The sequence below is a fragment of the Thioalkalivibrio sp. ALR17-21 genome, from assembly GCF_000420185.1.
Lineage (GTDB): Bacteria > Pseudomonadota > Gammaproteobacteria > Ectothiorhodospirales > Ectothiorhodospiraceae > Thioalkalivibrio > Thioalkalivibrio halophilus.
In genome coordinates, this window is sequence record NZ_ATUL01000029.1 from 1 (window position 1) to 20,675 (window position 20,675).

General features: G+C 68.7%; 20 protein-coding genes. 12 read left to right on the top strand and 8 right to left on the bottom strand.

Annotation, left to right across the window (positions count from 1 at the left end):
- Positions 1-757: 757 nt before the first annotated feature.
- The 4 genes from G020_RS0112665 to G020_RS0112680 form a co-directional block, all read right to left on the bottom strand.
- Positions 758-3,535 carry a valine--tRNA ligase gene (locus G020_RS0112665; protein WP_024329851.1) on the bottom strand — a complete coding sequence of 926 codons (2,778 nt, stop codon included), beginning with the start codon at positions 3,533-3,535 and terminating at the stop codon, positions 758-760.
- Positions 3,536-3,695: 160 nt separating this feature from the next.
- Positions 3,696-3,998 (bottom strand): high-potential iron-sulfur protein, encoded by a 303-nt coding sequence (locus G020_RS0112670; protein ID WP_024329852.1) that lies wholly within the window; start codon positions 3,996-3,998, stop codon positions 3,696-3,698.
- A 181-nt stretch (positions 3,999-4,179) separates the two neighbouring features.
- The gene (locus tag G020_RS0112675) at positions 4,180-4,599 is read right to left on the bottom strand and encodes a DNA polymerase III subunit chi (protein WP_024329853.1); all 420 of its coding nucleotides are present in this window, start codon (positions 4,597-4,599) and stop codon (positions 4,180-4,182) included.
- 13 nt (positions 4,600-4,612) lie between these two features.
- Positions 4,613-6,091 carry a leucyl aminopeptidase gene (locus G020_RS0112680; protein ID WP_024329854.1) on the bottom strand — a complete coding sequence of 493 codons (1,479 nt, stop codon included), beginning with the start codon at positions 6,089-6,091 and terminating at the stop codon, positions 4,613-4,615.
- Positions 6,092-6,188: 97 nt separating this feature from the next.
- Between G020_RS0112680 and lptF the strand changes: the two genes are divergently transcribed.
- Genes lptF through G020_RS0112695 form a run of 3 tightly spaced genes read left to right on the top strand, consistent with a single transcriptional unit; the run spans position 6,189 to position 9,079 of the window.
- Positions 6,189-7,301, top strand: coding sequence for an LPS export ABC transporter permease LptF (gene lptF, locus G020_RS0112685; protein ID WP_024329855.1), 1,113 nt, complete (start codon positions 6,189-6,191; stop codon positions 7,299-7,301).
- Positions 7,298-8,362 (top strand): LPS export ABC transporter permease LptG, encoded by a 1,065-nt coding sequence (gene lptG / locus G020_RS0112690; protein ID WP_024329856.1) that lies wholly within the window; start codon positions 7,298-7,300, stop codon positions 8,360-8,362. Before lptF ends, lptG begins: the two co-directional genes overlap by 4 nt.
- A gap of 36 nt (positions 8,363-8,398) precedes the next feature.
- Entirely contained in the window at positions 8,399-9,079 is a 681-nt protein-coding gene (locus tag G020_RS0112695) for a GDSL-type esterase/lipase family protein (protein ID WP_024329857.1), read from the top strand.
- Between the two features lie 45 nt (positions 9,080-9,124).
- On the opposite strand, the gene G020_RS0112700 is transcribed toward G020_RS0112695, so the two are convergent.
- Positions 9,125-9,682, bottom strand: a complete 558-nt coding sequence (locus tag G020_RS0112700; protein ID WP_024329858.1) for an RDD family protein — start codon at positions 9,680-9,682, stop codon at positions 9,125-9,127.
- Between the two features lie 45 nt (positions 9,683-9,727).
- Between G020_RS0112700 and G020_RS0112705 the strand changes: the two genes are divergently transcribed.
- Positions 9,728-10,105, top strand: a complete 378-nt coding sequence (locus G020_RS0112705) for a PilZ domain-containing protein (RefSeq protein WP_024329859.1) — start codon at positions 9,728-9,730, stop codon at positions 10,103-10,105.
- Between the two features lie 19 nt (positions 10,106-10,124).
- Here G020_RS0112705 and glp read toward each other — a convergent pair whose 3' ends face one another.
- The 3 genes from glp to mobA all read right to left on the bottom strand — a co-directional run bounded on the left by glp (position 10,125) and on the right by mobA (position 12,657).
- Positions 10,125-11,366, bottom strand: a complete 1,242-nt coding sequence (gene glp / locus G020_RS0112710; RefSeq protein WP_024329860.1) for a gephyrin-like molybdotransferase Glp — start codon at positions 11,364-11,366, stop codon at positions 10,125-10,127.
- A 22-nt stretch (positions 11,367-11,388) separates the two neighbouring features.
- Positions 11,389-11,937, bottom strand: a complete 549-nt coding sequence (gene mobB / locus G020_RS0112715) for a molybdopterin-guanine dinucleotide biosynthesis protein B (RefSeq protein ID WP_024329861.1) — start codon at positions 11,935-11,937, stop codon at positions 11,389-11,391.
- A 111-nt stretch (positions 11,938-12,048) separates the two neighbouring features.
- The gene (gene mobA, locus G020_RS0112720; RefSeq protein WP_024329862.1) at positions 12,049-12,657 is read right to left on the bottom strand and encodes a molybdenum cofactor guanylyltransferase MobA; all 609 of its coding nucleotides are present in this window, start codon (positions 12,655-12,657) and stop codon (positions 12,049-12,051) included.
- Positions 12,658-12,735: 78 nt separating this feature from the next.
- Here mobA and G020_RS0112725 point away from each other — a divergent pair, with 78 nt between their 5' ends.
- From G020_RS0112725 to G020_RS0112760, 8 genes are all read left to right on the top strand, one after another.
- Positions 12,736-14,247 (top strand): nodulation protein NfeD, encoded by a 1,512-nt coding sequence (locus G020_RS0112725; protein WP_024329863.1) that lies wholly within the window; start codon positions 12,736-12,738, stop codon positions 14,245-14,247.
- Positions 14,248-14,384: 137 nt separating this feature from the next.
- Positions 14,385-15,332, top strand: coding sequence for a slipin family protein (locus G020_RS0112730; protein ID WP_024329864.1), 948 nt, complete (start codon positions 14,385-14,387; stop codon positions 15,330-15,332).
- 93 nt (positions 15,333-15,425) lie between these two features.
- Positions 15,426-16,352 carry a site-specific tyrosine recombinase XerD gene (gene xerD, locus G020_RS0112735; protein ID WP_024329865.1) on the top strand — a complete coding sequence of 309 codons (927 nt, stop codon included), beginning with the start codon at positions 15,426-15,428 and terminating at the stop codon, positions 16,350-16,352.
- 63 nt (positions 16,353-16,415) lie between these two features.
- Positions 16,416-17,126, top strand: coding sequence for a DsbC family protein (locus G020_RS0112740; RefSeq protein ID WP_024329866.1), 711 nt, complete (start codon positions 16,416-16,418; stop codon positions 17,124-17,126).
- A gap of 4 nt (positions 17,127-17,130) precedes the next feature.
- A complete protein-coding gene (locus tag G020_RS0112745; protein ID WP_018946312.1) occupies positions 17,131-17,610 on the top strand; it encodes a nucleoside deaminase in 480 nt (159 codons plus the stop codon).
- Positions 17,611-17,705: 95 nt separating this feature from the next.
- Positions 17,706-18,686 (top strand): diguanylate cyclase, encoded by a 981-nt coding sequence (locus tag G020_RS0112750; protein ID WP_024329867.1) that lies wholly within the window; start codon positions 17,706-17,708, stop codon positions 18,684-18,686.
- A complete protein-coding gene (locus G020_RS0112755; RefSeq protein ID WP_024329868.1) occupies positions 18,683-19,726 on the top strand; it encodes a SpoIIE family protein phosphatase in 1,044 nt (347 codons plus the stop codon). Before G020_RS0112750 ends, G020_RS0112755 begins: the two co-directional genes overlap by 4 nt.
- A 40-nt stretch (positions 19,727-19,766) precedes the next feature.
- Positions 19,767-20,666 carry an STAS domain-containing protein gene (locus G020_RS0112760; RefSeq protein ID WP_024329869.1) on the top strand — a complete coding sequence of 300 codons (900 nt, stop codon included), beginning with the start codon at positions 19,767-19,769 and terminating at the stop codon, positions 20,664-20,666.
- Positions 20,667-20,675: the final 9 nt, after the last annotated feature.

Here is a 20,675-nt window from a genome sequence, read left to right on the forward strand (position 1 = left end):
GGTCGGACCACCCGCATATCGCGAATCCCTGGTTCGGGCTGGTGCTGGCGCTGATGGTGGCCGCACTGGTGTTCGGGGTCGGGTCCGTCTGGGGATAACTGGCTGTGGGAGCTTGCTTGCAAGCGAACGGGCTGCTGCCGGGCCTGACCGCTGCCGCGGGGCTTTGAGCTGGTGCTGCGGAGTCGGCGGCTTTGGCTGCCGCCGGGGGGGCGCTCTCTCGCGAGCGCGCCGCGAGGTCCTTTCTTGTGTGAACAAGAAAGGACCCAAAGAAGTCACCCCGACTGCCGCATCCCGGTCCGCTGACGCGGCCCGGGATGCCCTCGCTCCGAGGCCGGTCGCGGGCGGCGCTGAACTCGCGAAGCTGCGCTTCGCTCAGACAAGCAGCGCCTTTTCTCCCGCGCCCGACCTCTGCGCTCGGTGCGGCAAACGGGGCCTCAGGGTCACCGCCCGTTCCTTTTTCGCCAGGCGGGCAGGCCGGGGGTTGTGAACGCCCCGGCCGAGACCAGGACCGTTGGCAACCGATTGTGCCGGATCGGCGAGAGGGCTCGCCTCCCACCGTGTTGAAGCCTGCCCCCGCAGGAGGCCGGCCCTCCGGCCGATCGGGGGCCGGATGCCGTGTCGCATGGGAAGATGTCGCCCCCAAAGGACACCACGAGCCTTCGGTTCGCTTGCAAGCAAGCTTGTATGTTTACTCGTGGCAGGCCTAGAAAGGGTCTGTCGGGCGCCGTCCCGACACCGGGCCAGCGCTGCGCCGGCGTTACATCGTCCGGATGCGTTCGCGCTGCGCGGCGAGCTGCTCGCGGGTGGCCTGCATCTCGGCGACGCGGTCGCGTTCCTTTTGCACCACTTCGGCCGGGGCGCGGTCGACGAAGCTCTCGTTGGAAAGCCGCTGCTCGCTCTGTTCGAGGTTCTTGTCGAGCTTGCCGATTTCCTTGTCCAGGCGTGCGAGCTCGGCGTCCTTGTCGATCAGCCCGGCCAGCGGAATCAGCAGCTGCATGTCGTCGACCAGGGCCATCGCCGATTCCGGGGCCTCGTCGGCCGTGTCCAGCCAGGTGACGCTCTCGGGCTTGGCGAGGAACTCCAGCAGGCCGCGGTGGCGGGTGTAGCGCTCCTGGTCGGCGTCGGTCCAGTTCTTTACCAGCACCGGCAGCGGTTTGGCGGGGGCGATGTCCATCTCCGCGCGGATGCGGCGCAGCCCGGTGATGAAGTCCTTCACCCAGTCGAGCTCGGCGGTGGCGGTCGCGTCACGCGGGAAGCCGTCGCGGCCGGGCCAGGGGCGCTGCACCAGGAACTCGACGTCGTCGCCGATGCCGGCGTGCGGCTTCACACTGGTCCAGATCGCCTCGGTGATGAACGGGATCACCGGGTGCAGCAGACGCAGCAGGGCCTCGAGCACGCTGAGGAGCGTATTGCGCGTGGCACGCTTGACCGCCTCCGGCGTGGCCTCGTCGTTCAGCACCGGCTTGGTCAGCTCCAGGTACCAGTCGCAGTAGTCGTGCCAGGTGAACTCGTAGAGCGTCTGCGCGGCGAGGTCGAAGCGGTAGGCGTCGAGCTGCTGCGTGGCCGTCGCGGCGGTGGCGGCCAGGCGGTCGAGGATCCAGCGATCGGCCAGGGTGCGGTGTTCCGCCGTGTCGGCAGCAGGCGAGCAGTCCTGGCCCTCGACGTTCATCAGCACGAAGCGCGAGGCGTTCCACAGCTTGTTGCAGAAGTTGCGGTAGCCCTCGATGCGGCCGAGATCGAACTTGATGTCGCGCCCGGTGGTGGCGAGTGCCGCGAGGGTGAAGCGCAGGGCGTCGGTGCCGAAGGCGGGGAAGCCCTCGGGGAAGGCCTTGCGCGTGGTCTTCTCGATCTTCTTCGCCATCTGCGGCTGCATCAGGCCCTGAGTGCGCTTGGCCACCAGGTCGTCGGCGCTGATGCCGTCAATGAGATCGATCGGGTCGATCACGTTGCCCTTGGACTTGGACATTTTCTGGCCTTCCGAGTCGCGGATCAGCCCGGTGACGTAGACCTCGCGAAACGGCACGTCGCCCATGAAGTGCTCGCCCATCATGATCATGCGGGCGACCCAGAAGAAGATGATGTCGAAGCCGGTGACCAGCACGCTGGTCGGGTAGAAGTCCCTGAGCTCCGGCGTCTGCTGCGGCCAGCCGAGGGTGGAGAACGGCCACAGGGCCGAGCTGAACCAGGTGTCCAGCACGTCCTCGTCCTGTTCCAGCGTCACCTCGGCGCCCAGGCCGTGCTTCTCGCGCACCTCGGCCTCGGAACGCCCGACGTACACGTTGCCATCGCCGTCGTACCAGGCCGGGATGCGGTGGCCCCACCAGATCTGGCGCGAGATGCACCAGTCCTCGATGTTGCGCATCCACTCGAAGTAGGTCTTCGACCAGTTCTCCGGCACGAAGCGGATGCGGCCGTCCTCCACCGCCCGGATCGCCGGTTCGGCCAGCGGGGCGGCCTTCACGTACCACTGGTCGGTCAGGTAGGGCTCGACCACGGTGCCGGAACGGTCGCCGCGCGGGACCATCAGCTTGTGGTCCTCGGTCTTTTCCAGCAGGCCGAGGTGATCCAGATCGGCGACCACGCGCTTGCGGGCTTCAAAGCGGTCCAGTCCGCGGTAGGCCTCGGGCACGCTGTCGTTCAGGCAGGCATCGATGGTCAGGATGTTGATCACCGGCAGGTCGTGGCGCTGGCCCATCGCGTAGTCGTTGAAGTCGTGCCCCGGGGTGATCTTCACGCAGCCGGAGCCGAATTCGGATTCGACGTAGTCGTCGGCGATGATCGGGATCTCGCGCCCGACCAGCGGCAGGCGTATGGTCTTGCCGATCAGGTCGCGGTAGCGCTCGTCCTCCGGGTGCACCGCGACGGCGGTATCGCCCAGCATGGTTTCGGGGCGCGTGGTGGCCACGGTCAGGTGCCCGGAGCCGTCGGCCAGAGGATAACGGAAGTGCCACAGGTGACCGTTTTCCTCTTCCGACAGAACCTCCAGGTCGGACAGCGCGGTGTGCAGCACCGGGTCCCAGTTGACCAGGCGCTTGCCGCGGTAGATCAGGCCTTCGTCAAACAAGCGCACGAAGACTTCGAGCACCGCCTCGGACAGCCCGTCGTCCATGGTGAAGCGCTCGCGCGACCAGTCCACCGAATCGCCCAGCCGGCGCATCTGCCGAGTGATGGTGCCGCCGGATTCGTTCTTCCAGTCCCAGACCGCGCGGACGAATTCTTCGCGCCCGAGGTCGTGGCGGGTCTTTTCCTGCGCCGCCAGCTGGCGCTCGACCACCATCTGCGTGGCGATCCCGGCATGGTCGGTACCGCCCTGCCACAGGGTGCGGTCGCCGTGCATGCGCCGGTAGCGGATCAGGGTGTCCATCAGCGTGTGCTGGAACGCATGCCCCATGTGCAGCGTGCCGGTCACGTTCGGTGGCGGCAGCAGGATGCAGTAGCTGGCCTCGCCCGTCTCCGGCGGCGCGAAGATGTTCGCGGCCTCCCAGCGTTCGTACTGGGCCTGTTCGATGCTCTTGGGGTCGAAGCTCTTGTCCATGGTCGGGCCGGGCTCGGGGTGTGGATGGCAAAGCCGCGCATTATAACGAGGGATGCAGATTCTGGCCCGTCCCGCAATCAAAAGGGCCCCGCGCGCCAGGGTGGCGTGCGGGGCCCTGTTGTATCGGGGCATTTCGGTGCCCCGTGAGCGGGTTGCGGGATCAGCCGCTGACCCAGGCGTCGCACCAGCCGTTGGCAGAGACATTGACGCCCTGGAAATCGGCGTGATGGCAGCCGCCGTTGCCGTCCCAGAAGGCGCAGTTGTCGCAGCGCTCGCCCTCGGAGTAGTCCGGATGGTCGGCGTTGGCGGCATCCGCCACGTAGTTGTGGGCGTGTCCGTCCTCGGCCATGGGTTTGGCCTTGGCCACGGACATGCCGGTCATGCTGACGACCGGGATGGCGGCGACGGCCGCGGAGGCACGACGGAGAAAGGTACGGCGGCTGATATCGGTCTTGTCGGACATGGTCCCGACCTCCTTGCTGGTAGTTTTCTTGTGACGGCATCTCTGTGGGTGCCGTCGCTACCTTGCATCGGTTCTCCGCGTTATTTCTACGTGAATGGGTCACAAAACCTCCCCAAGTGAAGGGATTTATGATCCAGCTCAAGGGGGGGGTGCAGGGAAGGGCGTCGCCTGCCGACGGATCTCACATGGAGTGGTGTTCCAGCGGATAGCCGCGGTCGCGGAAGTAGCGCCAGCGGGCGCGGCCGGCGGCGCGGCCGGCTTCGTCGCCGCCGACGATGTCGGCCACCCGTTCGAAACGCCCGCAGTATTCGGGGACCTCGGCGGCCAGGTTCACCAGCACGTCGCAGTGGGTCGTGGGGGCACGGGAATCGTGCAGGGTCACCGGCACGTCGGCGGCGTCCACCTCGGTGGCGTGGGGCAGGAAGGCAGTGTCGCGGAAGGTCCACAGCCATTCGTCCAGGCTCTGCGTCAGGGCCGGGTCCCCGGTGTGCACGTGCACCCGGTGACCCTGGCGCGAGGCCTTCTCGGCCAGCCGGCAGGCCAGCTGCAGGCGCGCGTCGGGTTGCGCATCCTGCAGCAGGTAGAAGGTGACGCGGGTCATGCGCCGGCCTCCTTCAGGCCTGATCCAGCAGGTACTGCATCAGCATCGGGACCGGACGGCCGGTCGCGCCCTTTTCCTTGCCGCTCTTCCAGGCCACCCCGGCGATGTCGACGTGCGCCCAGGTGTAGTCCTCGGTGTAGCGCGAGAGGAAGCAGCCGGCGGTGATGGTGCCCGCCGGGCGACCGCCGATGTTGGCCATGTCGGCGAAGTTGCTCTTGAGCTGTTCCTGGTATTCCGGCCACAGCGGGAGCTGCCAGCCGCGGTCGCCGGTTGCCTCGCCGGCGGTCAGCAGCTGTTTGACCAGGCGGTCGTCGTTGCCCAGTAGCGCGGCACCCTGGTGGCCCAGGGCGATGATGCAGGCGCCGGTGAGGGTGGCGATGTCGATCACCGCCTTCGGCTTGTAGCGATCCACCCAGGTCAGGGCGTCGGCCAGCACCAGGCGGCCCTCGGCGTCGGTATTCAGGATCTCGACGGTCTGCCCGGACAGGGTGTGGATGATGTCGCCGGGCCGGGTGGCGCGGCCGTCCGGCATGTTCTCGGCGCTGGTGACCACGCCGACCACGTTGATCGGCAGGCCCAGTTCGCACACCGCCTCGATGACCCCGAACACGCTGGCGGCGCCGCACATGTCGTATTTCATCTCGTCCATCTCGGCGCCCGGCTTGAGCGAGATGCCGCCGGTGTCGAAGGTGATGCCCTTGCCGACGAACACCACCGGGGCATCGTCCTTGTTGCCACCGCGGTATTCCATTGCAATCAGGCGCGGCGGGCGCTCGGATCCCTGGCCGACGGCGAGGATGGCCCCGGCGCCCAGGGCCTCCAGCTCGTGTTCGTCGAGCACGGTGGTCTCGAGACGGTCATACTGTTCGGCGAGCCGGCAGGCGGTGTCGGCGAGGGATTCGGGATAGCAGACGTTGGGCGGGGTGTTGCCGAGGTCCTTGGCCCGGTTCATGCCGGTGACGATGGCCGCGGCCTCGCTGCAGGCCTTCTTGGCCGCATCGGCCTGGCCGCGTTCCACCGCGAGCTGGATCTTCTCGAGCTTGACGGGCCGGGTTTCTTCCTTGCCCTTGAACTCGAAGAAGCGATAGGCGGCGTCGCCGATGGCGGTGATCAGGGTGCGCACGGTCCAGGCAATATCCTTGCCGCGCGGGACGAAGTCCTCCACCGCGATCACGGCCGCGTCGGCCGGGCGCTCCACCAGCGCGCTGGCGAGGGTCTGGCAGGCCTTGCGCGCGGCGCGGGCGTCGTAGTCCTTCTTCGCACCCAGGCCGATCAGCAGCGCGGAACCCTTGCGTCCGGTCCCGGGCACCAGCAGGCGCGAGCTGGCGTCGCCGTCCATCTCGCCGGCCTTGAGCAGGGCTGCGAGATCGCCGTCGCGGGCCGCGTCGACAGCGCGGGTGCCGGGGGCCGGTTTGCGCCGGTGGCTGACGGCGGTGACACGGATCCCGGCGCGGGGTTTGTCGACGGCAGAGGTGGTGACGGAGAATTGCATGGGCGCCTCGCGGGAAGGAATGAATGACCTCCAGTGATACTACCAGCGCGTTGCCGGACTGCACTATGCACACCGGTAACATGGATACGGGCCGCGCATGATCCTGCGCCGGGCCGAGCGCTTCGTTGCGCGCGAACTTCTGCTGACCCAGGCGGCGGTGACCGTGGTACTGCTGCTGGTGATCGTCGGCGGGGTGCTCGCGCGCGTGCTGCAGGACGTGGCCGAGGGCAGCGTGCCGGCGGATTTCCTGCCGGCGCTGGTGGGCTTCGGCGCGTTCAAGGGCATCGTGTATCTGTGGCCGGTGGCGCTGTTTCTGGGGTTCATGCTGGTGCTGGGCCGACTGCAGCGCGACAGCGAACTGATCGCGCTGCAGTCGGGCGGGATGTCCTTCGCCGCGCTGTATCGAGCCCTGTTCCTGGTGGCCGGACCGGCGGCGATCCTGCTGGCGGCACTGATGAACACCGTGGTGCCCTGGACCGAGGGCGAGGTGGACCGCATGCGCGATCTCGCCGACCAGCGCTCGGATCTGGTGGGCATCGCGCCGGGGCAGTTCCTGGAGTCGCGCGTGGGGGATCAGGTGTTCTTCGCCGAGCGCCTGAGCGATGACCGCGAGGCGCTGGAGGAGGTCTTCATCTACCGCGAGGTGGACGGCGAGGCGCAGGTTACTGTGGCCGCGCGTGCGATCCCCGATCCCGGTGCCGAGGGCAGCGGCTTCCTGGTGCTGGAGGACGGTTACCGCTACCTCGGTACCCCGGGCAGCGGGGCCTTCCGCATGCTGGAATTCGAGCGCCTGCGCGCGCAGATCACCGAGCCCGACCCGGCGGCCGAGCGGCGCAGCCTGGAGGCGCACTCCACGCCGGAACTGTGGGTCGAGCGGGACGATCACGAGGTACGCGCCGAGCTGGAGTGGCGCTTCGCCATGCCGCTGTCGATCGTGGTCCTGACCCTGATCGCCCTGCCGCTGTCACTGGTGCCGCCGCGCAGCGGGCGCTATGCGCGCATTCCCGCGGCGATCGGGGTGTACGTGCTGTACGCCAACTTCCTGATCCTGGGGCAGGGGCAGCTGGCGGACGGCCAGGTGCCCGTGGCCGTGGGACTGTGGTGGGCGCACGGCGCGATGCTCGCGCTGTGGTTGCTGCTGGCCTGGCGCAAGGGCCTGCTGCGCCGGCCGCGCCGGGGCGCGGGTCCGCCGGCGGGAGAGCCGGCATGACCACGATCCTGGGGCGCTACATCATCCGCCAGGTGCTGCTGGGGACCGCGCTGGCGGCGCTGCTGCTGGTTGCGCTGGACGCGGTGTTCGCGCTCATCGACGAGCTGCGCGACGTGGGGCGTGGCGATTACGGGGTGGCGCAGGCGCTGATGTACGTGGCCCTGACGCTGCCGCGGCGGATGTACGAGATGATGCCGCCGGCGGCTCTGCTCGGCGGTCTGCTGCTGCTGGGCAACCTCGCGGCGGGAAGCGAGCTGACGGCCATGCGCGCCGCCGGGATGACCGTCGGGCGGTTCGTCGCCTGGGTCATGCAGGGCGGGCTGATCGTGGTGCTGGCGATGGTCGCGATCGGCGAGTTCGTCGCGCCGGTGGCGGAGAACCGCGCGCAGAACCTCAAGGCGACCGCCTTCGACCGCGAACTGACCGTTGGCTCGATGGGGCTGTGGGCGCGCGACGGGCGGCGCATCGTGCATGCCGAGGCCGTGCTGCCGGATGACCGGCTGGCCGGCGTGCGCGTGGTCGAACTGGGCGAGGACCGCCGCCCGCGGGTGATCACCCGGGCCGCGGGCGCGCGTTACACGGACGGCGAGTGGTGGCTGGAGGACGTGGAACGCTCGCGCCCGGATTTCGACGGGGTGGTGACGGAACATGCCGATGAGGAGCGCGTGGAGCGCCTGATCGCCCCGGAGTACTTCTCGGTGCTGGTGGTGGAGCCCGCGCAGATGGGGGCGCGCGACCTGCATCGTTACATCCGGTACCTGCAGGAAAATCGCCTGGATTCGGCGCCCTACGAGGTGGCCTTCTGGCAGCGTCTGACCCTGCCGGCCTCGACCTGGGTGATGCTGCTGCTGGCGATCCCGTTCCTGTTCGGGTCGCAGCGCGAGGGCGGGGCCGGGCGCCGCCTGTTCGTGGGCATCGCGATCGGGGTGTCGTTCGCGATCGTGATGCGGGCGATGACGCACGTGGGACTGGTGTTCGCGCTGCCGCCGGTGCTGGCGGCCAGCGCGCCGGTACTGCTGTTCCTGGTGGCGGGGCTGCTGGGGCTGCGGCGGGTGGCATGATGTGACGCGGATCATCGACGACAGGAGAACGACGCAATGAGAGCAGGCGGAAGACCGTCCCGGACCGGGCGCTCGGGGCAACTCCTGTGGCTGCTGCTGGTAGCCGGACTGCTGGCCGCCTGCGGCAGCCCGGGGCCCACCGATCTGGATCCGCTGCCGCGTTCGGCGACCGTGCTGGTTTTCGGGAACAGCGTGACCCACGGGACCGGGGCCGGCGATGGCAAGGACTTTCCGACGCTTCTGGAGGCGATCACCGGCTGGACCGTCATCAACGACGGGGTGCCCGGCGATCGGGCGGATACCGCACGCGGGCGCATCGAGGACAGCCTGGTCGAACATGAACCGGATCTGGTGATCCTCGAGCTCGGCGGCAACGACTTCCTGCGCGGGCGTGATCCGGTGGGGGTGAAGGAGGATCTGCGGGCACTGATCGGACACGTGCGTGACCACGGGGGCCAGCCGCTGCTCATCGGCGTGCCCGAGGCCTCGGCCCTGGGGGCCGCCACCGGGCGGCTGAGTGACGACGCGATTTATCGCGAGCTCGCGCGCGAGGAGGACGTGCCGCTGATCGAGGGTGTGCTGGCCGGGGTGCTGAACGACGCGGATCTGCGTGCGGACCGCATCCACCCGAACGCGGACGGCTATGCACGCATGGCCGAGGAGATCGCCGACGGGCTGATGGAGGTCGGGCTGTGGCTGGGACGCCGAGCCCCGTGAGCGGGTGACGGGCCGGGTGAGGGGGCCGGGTGACCGCGCGGGCGATCAGCCGCCCCCGGAGTCCTGTTCGTCCTGGTTTTCCTTCCAGCGCGGACGCTTGAGCGGCCGCGTGCGCATCAGCACGGTGGAGGACAGCCAGTCGTGCAGCATCCAGCGCTGCGGGTGCAGGGCGCTGGCGCCCAGGGCAAGAACGCCCAGCGCGGTCATCAGCGCGGTCATCCAGTCGCCGTGCTCGCGCGCCAGATGGATCGCCATCAGGATGAACATCCACTGCGAGATCCCCACCAGAAAACGCAGCGTGGCCTGCCAGGAGGTGATCCGGCTGCCATCCTCGCTGCGCACCACCAGGTTCCAGGTCTGCATCCCGAGGGTTTGTCCGGTACGTCGCCAGAAACCGTAGAAAAAGGCCCAGGCGGCGAAGATGTTGAGGGTGAGCTGGACCTGCCAGAAGAACACCTCCAGCACGTTCCACAGGGGCAGGGTCACCAGCCCCAGCACCAGCCAGATGGCCAGTACCAGCAGGCTGTCGTAGAGCAGCGCGCCGAAGCGCAGCAGCAGGCCCACGGGGCGGGGGTCGCGATCGGGTGCGGGGATATCGGTCATGGAATCTCGCTGGTCACTGCGCGGAAGATTGCGTAGTCTTGCGGTATGTCGCGACGGTTTCAACGTATCCCGCTCGAATTTCCGGGCCGGCTCGAGCTCGCCGGGCGTACCTGTCCGGTGCGGGTGCTGGATATCTCGCTGCGCGGTGTGCTGGTGGAATGCGAGGGGCTCGAACCGCTCGCCCCGGGCACGTCCGGCCAGGTGGACATCCCGCTGAGTGACGAGGCCCGCATCGCCTTCGAAGGCACGGTGCGCTGGCAGCAGGGCGAGCGGCTGGGGCTGGAGATCGCTGCCATGCCGCTGGAGTCCGCCGGTCACCTGCGGCGTCTGGTGGAGCTGAACCTGGGCGACGAGGCGCTGCTGGAGCGCGAGTTCGCCGCCATGATCGGCGACCCGCCGGGCGAGGACGCCCCCGGCCGCTGAGCAGTTCGCCGCGGCGGGCTCAGTAGAGCTCGCTGAACGGCAGCACCTCCACCCACTCCCCGGCGCGTGCGCCGTCCGCTTTCCGCGGCAGTACCACGAAGGCATTCGCCCGGCTCATCGCGCTCAGCTGATGTGACCCCTGGCCCCCGGCGCTGCGCACCACGTCCACGCCGTCCTCGGTCTCCACGATCGCCCGCTGATAATCCGTGCGCCCCGGCCGCTTGCGCAGATCCTCGCACAGCCGTGCGCGCAGGGTGCGCGGTTCGCCTGCCGGCAGGCCGGCCAGACTGCGCAGGGCCGGGCCGACGAACAGGCCGAAGGTCGCCATCGCCGAGACCGGATTGCCCGGCAGCCCGACAAACCGGGCCTGGCCGAAACGGCCGAAGGCCAGCGGACGCCCGGGCTTCATCGCGATCTTCCAGAAGCCGACTTCGCCGCGCTCCTGCAGGATGCGGGTAATGTAGTCGGCATCACCCACCGAGACCCCGCCCGTGGTCAGGATCAGATCGGCCTCGCGGCCCGCGGATTCCAGAGCCTCGCGCACGGCGTCCTCGTCGTCGGGAATGACGCCGTAGTCGCGGGCCTTGACCGCGTAGCGCGACAGCAGGGAACGCAGCATGTGACGGTTGCTGTCGTGGATCTGGCCGGGCTCCAGTGGTTCGTCCACCGGGACCAGTTCGTCGCCGGTGGAGAAGAACACGACCCGCGGTTTGCGCAGGACGTCCACCTCGGCGATGCCCTGGCTGGCCAGGACGCCGATTTCGGCCGCACCGAGGACCTGCCCGGTGCGATACAACGCTTCACCCCGGCGCGTGTCTTCGCCCGGACCACGGATGTTCGCGTTCTCCGGGGCGGGCCGGTCGAACTGCACGGAGTCGCCGTCCGGCGTGACGTGTTCCTGCATCACCACGGTATCGGCGTCGTCCGGGACCACCGCGCCGGTGAGGATCCGCACGCAGGAGCCCGGCGGCAGAGTGCCGTTCCACGGGTGCCCGGCGGCCGAATGGCCGGCCAGATGCAGCCGGGCGCCGGATCCGCGGGCATCGGCGGCGCGCAGGGCGTAGCCGTCCATCGCCGAGACCCGGGCCGGAGGGACGTCCAGCCGTGCATGCACGTCCGCGGCAAGGACCCGTCCGGTGGCCGTCTCCAGACTGCGCGTGCGGGTCCCGGTGACCGCCCGGCAGGCCTCCAGGACGGCGGCGCGCGCCTGTTCCACGGTGAGGGCGGTGGGGTCGAATTCGTCACAGGCGGCCGCGTTCATCCGGTTCCTCCGTTGTCATCTGTCATCCGTTCAATAACGGGTAAAGGGAAAGGTGTTCGATGATAAAGTCCGCCACCGGCGAGGGGTCGTCCAGCGGTAGCACCGGGCCATGGAAGGGCAGCCCGCCGGCGTCGGTGGCCACCGCGACCACCCCCGGCGTATCGGGGTACAGCGGCGGCTTGTCGTTGGCCTTGCGGTAGACCTCGATGCGGGGCAGGTCGGCGTTCTTGAAGCCCTCCACCAGGATCAGGTCCGAACGCGCCGGATCCAGTTTCGCGCACAGGGCGTCAAGGTCGGGGGTCGCTCCTTCCTCGATCTCGGGCGTCTCCACCATCAGGGCGAAACGCCGGGACGAGGCCACCAGTGTCTGGTTGGCCCCCGAGTGACGCAGCTCGTAGCTATCCTTGCCCGGCTTGTCCACGTCGAACTCGTGGTGGGCATGCTTGATCACCGCGGGGCGCAGGCCGCGGTTGCGCAGCTCCGGGATCAGCCGCTTCAGCAGCGTGGTCTTGCCCGAGCCGCTCCAGGCGGCAAAGCCGATGCGCGGCAGCGTGTTGTCCGGGTGGCTCATGACGGTTCCTCTCCCTGGTGGCAATGGCCCGGTCCGGTACCGGTAGTCGGGGAGTGTAAGGAATCGGCCGCCAATCTACACGCCGGTTGCGGGGGGCGTAAGTTCCCGGGGTCACGGCGGGGCAAGATCTTCGGGGGTGTTGAGGTTGGCGAAGACCTCGGGGCAATCGGAGAAAGCGGCGGTCACGGCGCCGTGTTCGCGCAGCCAGACGCCGGCGGGCAGGGGGCCCGCGGCGATCGCGGCGCGCAGGGCGGGGACCAGCCCGGCGCCCAGCAGCAGGAACAGCGGCTGCAGCCGCTGGCCGTCGTGGGCCATTGCGGCGGGGGCCGCGTGTTCGGTTCGCGCCGCCTGCAGGCGGGGACCGAGGTCGTACGGGGCACGCGGGGCATCCACCGGGACGCACAGCAGGTCGCGGCCGGGACGGGCGGCCCCGGCCGCGGCAATCCCGGCCAGCGGGCCGCGGTAATCGGGGTGTTCGTCGGCGACGCAGGGAAACCCCAGCCGCGCGCAACGGTCCATTTCGGTATTGGTGCTGACGACGATGCCATCGACCTGTCCCTGCAGACGCTCGACGGCATGCTCGATCAGCGGCCGGCCCCGGTATTCGAGCCAGGCCTTGTTGCAGCCGCCCATGCGCCGGCCCTGACCGCCGGCGAGGATGACCCCCAGCGGCGGGCGGTCCGGGGTGGCGGGCGGAGTCTGGCGGGGGTCCTGCGGCATGGGCGTTCGTTTGCGCAATGGCCTATGTTGTAGGGTGCAGGATACGTGGCGGACACGATACGAGGACGGCAGCGATACATGATCCGATTCCGGAAGCAACGCGGCGCCGCGGCCCGCTGGCTCCTGTGGCTGGCGCTGCTGATCGTCGGCACGGCCGGCGCGCTGCTGGCCAGCGCCGATAACGGCGGCGACCGTGAAGCCGTGCTCCTGACCGTGGACGGGGCCATCGGTCCGGCGACCGTAGATTACATCACGCGCGGGATCGATGCCGCCGAGGAGCGCGGTGCCGAGATGGTGGTGCTGCAGCTGGACACGCCCGGTGGCCTCGATTCCAGCATGCGCAGCATCATCAAGCACATGCTGCAGTCCGGGGTGCCGGTGGTGACCTACGTGCACCCGGCCGGCGCGCGGGCCGCCAGCGCCGGCACCTACATGCTCTACGGCTCGCATGTCGCGGCCATGACGCCCGCCACCAATCTGGGCTCCGCGACTCCCGTACAGATGGGCGGGGGTGGTCTTCCGGGTCTGGACGAGGAAGACCTCGAGGAGATGCGCGAGGACGCGGCGGAGGAAGACAACGGCGACGGAAACGGAAACGGCGAAGCGGAAGAGGGGCGGAACGACAACGGGGGCGAGCCGTCTGCCGGGGAGGAACGGCTGGAGGATGACCCCGAGCCCCGGCGCGGCGAGGATGCGATGGAGCGCAAGGTGCTGGAGGACGCGGTGTCGTACATCCGCGGGCTGGCAGAGCGCTATGATCGCAACGCCGACTGGGCCGAGGAGACGGTGCGCGAGGGGTCGAACCTGACCGCCACCGACGCGCTGAACCAGAACGTCATCGATTTCGTTGCCGACAATCTCGACGATCTGCTCCAGCAGATCGACGGCCATACGGTGAAGCTGGCAACCGGCGAGCGCGAGCTGGTGACCGAAGGCATCCGGATCGTGCGCATGGATCCGGACTGGCGCACCGAACTGCTGTCGCTGATCACCAATCCCAACATCGCCTACATCCTGATGCTGATCGGGATCTACGGCATCATCTTCGAACTGGCCAATCCCGGGGCGGTCTACCCGGGTGTGATCGGTTCCATCTCGCTGATTCTGGCTTTTTTCGCCCTGCAGGTGATGCCGATCAACTACGCCGGGCTGGCGCTGATGCTGCTGGGGATGATCTTCATGATCGCCGAGGCCTTCGTGCCCAGCTTCGGCGCTCTGGGCATAGGAGGACTCGTGGCATTCATGACCGGTTCCGTGATCCTGTGGGACGACCCCAATCTGAATGTGGCCCTGCCGCTGGTGGTGGGCACGGCCATCGCGATCGGCCTGGTGTCGGTGTGGGTGCTGGGGCGGCTGTTCAAGCTGCGCGGGCAAAAGCCCGCGACCGGCCACGAGGAGATGATCGGCATGATCGGTCACGCCCGTGCGGATTTCGAGGTGCGGGGCCCGGTGTGGGTGCACAGCGAGCTGTGGACGGCCGAGACCACGGCGCCGGTTCGTGAAGGGCAGAAGGTGCGCGTGACGGCCATCGAGGGCCTGCGCCTGACGGTCGAGCCAGTGGAGCAGGAAGGAACGGCGGAAACGGCGTAAGCCCCGGGCCAGATTCGGCCGGGGGCGCAGGTGTCCCGTGCACCGATTCATGGATGCCGGCAGAGCCGGTCCCGGGCCGCGAAAATTCGGTCCGCACATGCAGTAATCCGCCTTCCGGCGGAAAGGAGTGCAACATGTTGAACGATTTCGGTTATCTCGTCGTACCGCTGGTCATCATCATCGCCCTGATCGCGATGTCGATCCGGGTGCTGCGCGAGTACGAGCGCGGCGTGGTCTTCTTCCTGGGCCGGTTCCAGTCGGTCAAGGGCCCGGGCCTGATCATCGTGATCCCGGGCATCCAGCAGATGGTCCGGATCGACCTGCGCATCATCACCCTCGACGTGCCCAGCCAGGACGTGATCTCTCAGGACAACGTGACGGTGCGAGTGAACGCGGTGCTGTATTTCCGCGTGGTGGACTCGGCCAAGTCGGTGATCCAGGTGGAGGACTACTATGCCGCCACCAGCCAGCTGGCGCAGACCACGCTGCGCTCGGTGCTGGGCAAGCATGACCTGGACGAGATGCTGTCCGAGCGTGACAAGCTGAACAACGACATCCAGGAGATCCTCGATTCGCAGACCGATGCCTGGGGCATCAAGGTCACCAATGTCGAGATCAAGCATGTCGACCTGGACGACTCGATGATCCGCGCCATTGCCCGTCAGGCCGAGGCCGAACGCGAACGCCGCGCCAAGGTCATCCACGCCGAGGGTGAACTGCAGGCGGCCGAGAAGCTGGTACAGGCGGCCCAACAGATGGAGGCGGCGCCTTCTTCCCTGCAACTGCGTTACATGCAGACCATGGCGGACATGTCCACCAACGGGAACGCCAACACCATCTTCTTCCCGCTGCCGCTGGAGCTGACCAAGGTGTTCGAGAACCTGGCGGCCAAGTTCCGTGCGGAGAACCCCGAGAACCCGCTCAACGCAGCCGCCGCGGCTGCCGGCATGGGGACGAAGAAGGGTGCCTCGGACGTGACCGGTGACACCGCCGGCGGGCCGGCTGCGGCTACCGGCGACGAGGGAGAAGCCGGGGCGCGCGGGACGAATCGGGGGCCGGCGCCGGATGACCCCGCGAATCCCTGATCGCACCGGCGCGGTTCCACCGGGATGACGACGGAGACCACGGCCGCAGGCGCGGGTGCTTTCGGGGATGTCCCCGGGGAGGCTTCCGGGGGAGTGACGCACGAGGGGAGCGACACCGCGGTCGCCGGATCCGTCCCGGCGGTCCTCGATCGATTCCTGGACGAGCTGTGGGCGGTGGAAGGCCTGGCCGACCGGACCCTGGCGGCCTACCGGCGCGATCTGAGCGCGCTGGCAGGTTTCCTGGCGGCGCGGGACGGGGCACTGGAGGCCGCGACCCATGCCGACCTGCTGGCCTTTGTCGCCGCCCGCATGCAGGGCGGGGCGCGCCCGCGTTCGGTGGCCCGGGCGCTGTCCTCGATTCGCCGCTTCTATCGTTTTCTGGTGCAGGCGGGCGAACGCGAGGACGACCCCTCGGCCGGGATCGACCCGCCGCGACCCGGGCGCCCGCTGCCGGCCGGGCTGTCGGAGGGACAGGTGGAGGCGCTGATGACGGCACCGGATACCACCACGGCGGTGGGACTGCGTGACCGGGCGATGCTGGAGATGATGTACGCGGCCGGTTTGCGGGTCTCCGAACTCGTCGGGCTGGAAGGCACGGCGGTGAATACCCGGCAGGGCGTGGTGCGCATCACCGGAAAGGGCGGACGCGAGCGTCTGGTGCCGCTGGGCGAGATGGCGACCGACTGGCTGGCGGCGTATCTCGACCGCGCGCGCCCCGAGCTGATGGCGGGGCACCCGCCGGTGGAGGCGGTGTTCGTGACCCGGCGCGGCCGGGGGCTTACGCGTCAGGCCTTCTGGTACCGGATCAAGGCGCATGCGGCGCAGGCCGGCATCGATACGGCCCTGTCGCCGCACACCCTGCGGCACGCGTTCGCCACCCATCTGCTGGACCACGGGGCCGACCTGCGCGTGGTGCAGATGCTGCTGGGGCACAGCAGCCTGTCCACGACGCAGATCTACACCCACGTCGCGCGGGCGCGGCTGCAGGCGTTGCATGCGGAACACCATCCCCGGGGGTAGCCGTCTGTCCCCCGGAAGGCAACCGGCCTACAATCCACGTTTTGATTCATCAGCGAGACACCCATGTTGCTCAAGCGCGTTCTTCCTTTCGCGGTCGCCCTGGCGGCCGCCGGCACCACCGCTCAGGCCAGCGAGGCGATCGAGCAGGCCATGTCGCAGGCCATCCCCGATGCCGAGATCGACTCCATTCATTCCACCCCGCTCGACGGGATCAAGGAGGTCCGCTACGGCACCGAGATCTTCTACGTCAGCGAGGATGGCCGTTACGTGATGCAGGGCAGCCTGATCGACCTGCAGACCCGCGAGAATCTGACGGAGCAGGCGAAGGGCGGTGCGCGTGCCGAGCTGTTCGAGGCCATCGACGACAGCGAACTGGTGGTTTATGAACCGAACGGCGAGACCCGCGCCGTGCTGAACATCTTCACCGATCCCAACTGCCCGTACTGCCGCGACATCCACGCCGATCTGCCGGAATACCTGGAAGCCGGCGTCAAGGTGCGCTACCTGATGTTCCCGGTGCTTGGTCGGGATTCGCCGGAGATCATGAACCGCACCTGGTGTGCCGATGATCGCCAGGCGGCCATGGATCGTTCCAAGGAGGGTGACAAGCTGACGGATCTGGACGGAAACTGCGCCACCCCGCAGGACGAGCACATGCAGCTGGGGCAGAGTCTGGGCGTGCGCGGCACGCCGGCCCTGTTCACCGAAAACGGCGAGATGCTCGCCGGCTACGTTGAGCCGGAAGAGGTGCTGTCCCGCGTGCTGGGCGACTGATCCCATGAGCGTGGCCGCCGACGACGCCTTCTTCCTGCGCGAGGCCATCCGCCTGGCGCGGGAGTCCGTGGATGTCGGCGGCGGACCCTTCGGCGCCCTGGTGGTGCGCGACGGCGAGATCGTCGGCCGCGGGGCGAACCGCGTGATCCCGTGGCAGGATCCCACCGCGCATGCCGAGGTGGCGGCGATTCGCGACGCCTGCCGCCACCTGCAGGACCACCGCCTGTACGGCGCGACCCTGTACGTCTCCTGCGAACCCTGTCCGATGTGTCGTGCGGCGGCGTGCTGGGCGCGGCTGGACCGGGTGGTGCATGCCGCCTCGGCCGCGGATGCCGCCGCGGCCGGGTTTGACGACGAGCGGATCCGCGACGAACTGGTGGCGGCCCCCGAGGCGCGCCGTCTGCCGTTGATCCGCACCCTGGCCGAGGAGGGGCGGGCGGTCTTCGACTACTGGGAACGTCACGCCAACCGCCGGTTGTACTGAATGTGCGGCGGGTTCCGGTCGGGCCCGGCCGCCCATGCATGACGCGGCGCCCGGACTGGGGCACAATCCGGGCACGGAACAGGGAGTGGGGCGGCATGGAGAAGCGTCTGCTGGAATTGTCGGTTTGTGTGGAGCCCGATCGGCGCCGGCTTGCGCGTTTCGCCCTGGATGCGGTGGTCGCCCTGGGCGGCAGCCCGTTCCGGGCCACCGCCCGTTTCGATGCCCTTCTGCACGCGCTGCGCGAGGCGGCCGCCAATGTGGAGGGCGGGCTGCAGGTGGCGCTGGTGGCCCACGGGCGCGAACTCGCCCTGTGCTGGGAAGAGGCGGGGGGACACGCGCGCCGTGAACGTCTCGATCGTGTCCCCGAAGACCCCTCGGAGTCCTCGCTCGAGGCCCTGTCGCGCCGCCTGCGGCGGGGTTCCGAGTCCACCGATCCCGAGCTCCTGCGCCGACGCAATGCCCGCTTCGCCGCCGAACTGGAACGCGCCCGCGAGCGGGCGGCGGCCGAGATGGCCGAACTCGAGGCCGATCTGGAACGCAAGAAGGCCGAACTCCAGCGCTCGATCCGCGAAGCCGAGACGGACAGCCTGACCGGTCTGTTCAACCGTGGCGCCTTCGATGCCCGCCTGGAAGAGTCCCTGTTGCACTGTGCCCGGCAGGACGAGCCCCTGAGTCTGGTACTGCTGGACCTGGATTTCTTCAAGCAGATGAACGACACCCACGGCCATCAGTTCGGGGATGATTACCTGCGTGGCATGGCCGACGCCATGCGTGCAGCCATCCGCGAACACGTGGACCTCCCCTGCCGCACCGGGGGCGACGAGTTCGCCATTATCGTGTTCGGTGACCGCGACGCGGCGGCCGGCGTGGCGCAGCGCGTGCTCGCGGCGATGGAAGGCCGGGTCAGCATCGGCGTGGGGCAGCGGGCGGACGGTGACGCTCCGGAGCAGCTGGTGGCCCGCACCGATGCGGCACTGTATCTGGCCAAGCACCGTGGCCGCGGGCAGGTGGCCACCGAACTCGAGCTCGAGGTCCCCGACGCACCGGCGGCCGCGGCCCCGGGAGTCCGCGCGTGAGCGCCGTGCCGCCCGCGCGTCAGCCGTATGCCCTGCTGAGCGAGCAGGCGGCGGCGCGCGCCGGCGGGCAGGTCCTGCTGCAGTCGCGGCTGAAGACCGTGGCGCGGCGCCTGGGTTTCGGCGAGATCAAGCGCGAGCGCATGCTGCTGGTCTGCCAGGAGCTCGTGACCAACCAGATGAAATACGCGCGCGGGACCGGACTGGTGCAGATCTGGGAGCAGCGCTCGCCGGAGCCCGCGCTCGACCTGTTCGCGATGGATTTCGGTCCGGGGATCGCGGACCTGAACCAGGCCCTGGCCGACGGTCATACCACCTCGGGGACCCTGGGCAAGGGGCTGGGCACCGTGCGGCGCCTGGCCGACGATTCCGATTTCTACAGTGTTCCCGCGACGCAGGCCGCCGGTACACCGTGGCAGGGGACCGCGGCATGGGCCCGTTTTCGCCCCGGGGACAACGGACAGGACGAGCCCGGTCCGGCCTTCGGCCGTTACCTGCGGGCATTGCACGACGCGCCGCACAACGGAGATTGCGCGGACCTCGCGGTGGACCGGCACGGTCTGCGCTGGGTCCATATGGACGGCCTGGGCCACGGAGTGGAGGCCGCAACCGCGGTGGCGGGACGCTGTCGACCGGGCGAGCCGGGTGACTCGCCCGCGGAAGTGCTGCACCGGCTGAGCCGTGATCTGAGCGGCTCGCGCGGGGCGGTGGGGATTGCCGGCGAGGTTATGGTGGCGGAACGCGGCGCCCGGGTGTGTGGCGTTGGGGACATGAACGCCTGGGTCGTGCGTGAAGGGGAGCGGCGTGGCCTGGAGATGGCGCCGGGCATTCTCGGGCATGATCATCGCAGTTGCGAGGAGATCCGGCTGGACCTCCCCCCGCATGCGCTGGTGCTCACGGCCTCGGACGGTATCCGGCGCAACTGGAGCCTGGCCAGCTTTCCCGGTCTGTGGCGCCGGCATCCGCAGCTGCTGGCGCTGGTGCTGGGCCAGGTGCTGGGGCGCAGCAACGATGACAAGTCGCTGCTGGTCATCCGCCTTTGACGGCAGGCCGGGGAAACACAACAAAAAACGAGGAGGAATCATGACAGGGGGCAACATGAATCGGGAGGACGGCGAGACCCGCAGTGCCAACGAGATCCTGGTCGAGCAGCTGATGGTCAACGTCGGCCGGATTTCCGGGGTGATCGAGGAGCGTGGTCACAACATCTTCGTGCAGGGGAACATCCTGTCGCGCGAGGAGATCAGCGACTACTCCGTGGAGTTCATGGAGCTGTTCGTGATGCTGCTGCAGCACGAGGGGCGGTCGGACCGCTCCAGCGAGGAGTTCCGTGCGCTGCAGCAGTTCTTCACCACCATGTCGCAGCAGATCCTGATGCGGGGCGGCGACATGGAGGAGTTCGTGCGTTATCTGCAGTTCATGCAGAACGTGATGATCGAGGATCTGGGGCGCGACGCGGAGATCACGCCCGAACAGACCCGCGAGACCCTGCTCCTGCTGGCCGGGGTGTTCAACGATATCATCCTGGACGTCTATCGGGTGTATCTGGAGCAGAAGGAAAGCACCATCGAGGCGCAGCAGGCCGAACTGCGCGAGATCTCCACGCCCATCACCGAGATCTGGGACGGCGTCCTGACGCTGCCGATCATCGGTACCCTGGATTCGTCGCGCACCATGGTGGTGATGGAAAAGCTGCTCGGGCGCATCGAGCAGGACCGGGCCCGCGTGGTGCTGATGGATGTCACCGGGGTCATGGCGATCGATTCCCAGGTATCGCACCATCTGGTGCAGATGATCCGTGCGATCGGCCTGATGGGTGCGCGTCCGGTGCTGACCGGGATCCGGCCGGAGATCGCCCGGGCGCTCACCAGCCTCAACATCGATCTGGGCGACGTGACGACCCGCGCGACCCTGGCCGAAGGGCTGAAGGAGGCCTTCCACTGGCTGGGCGTGCGGATGGCCGACGCCCGGACCCCGGCCTGACGGGCGCGC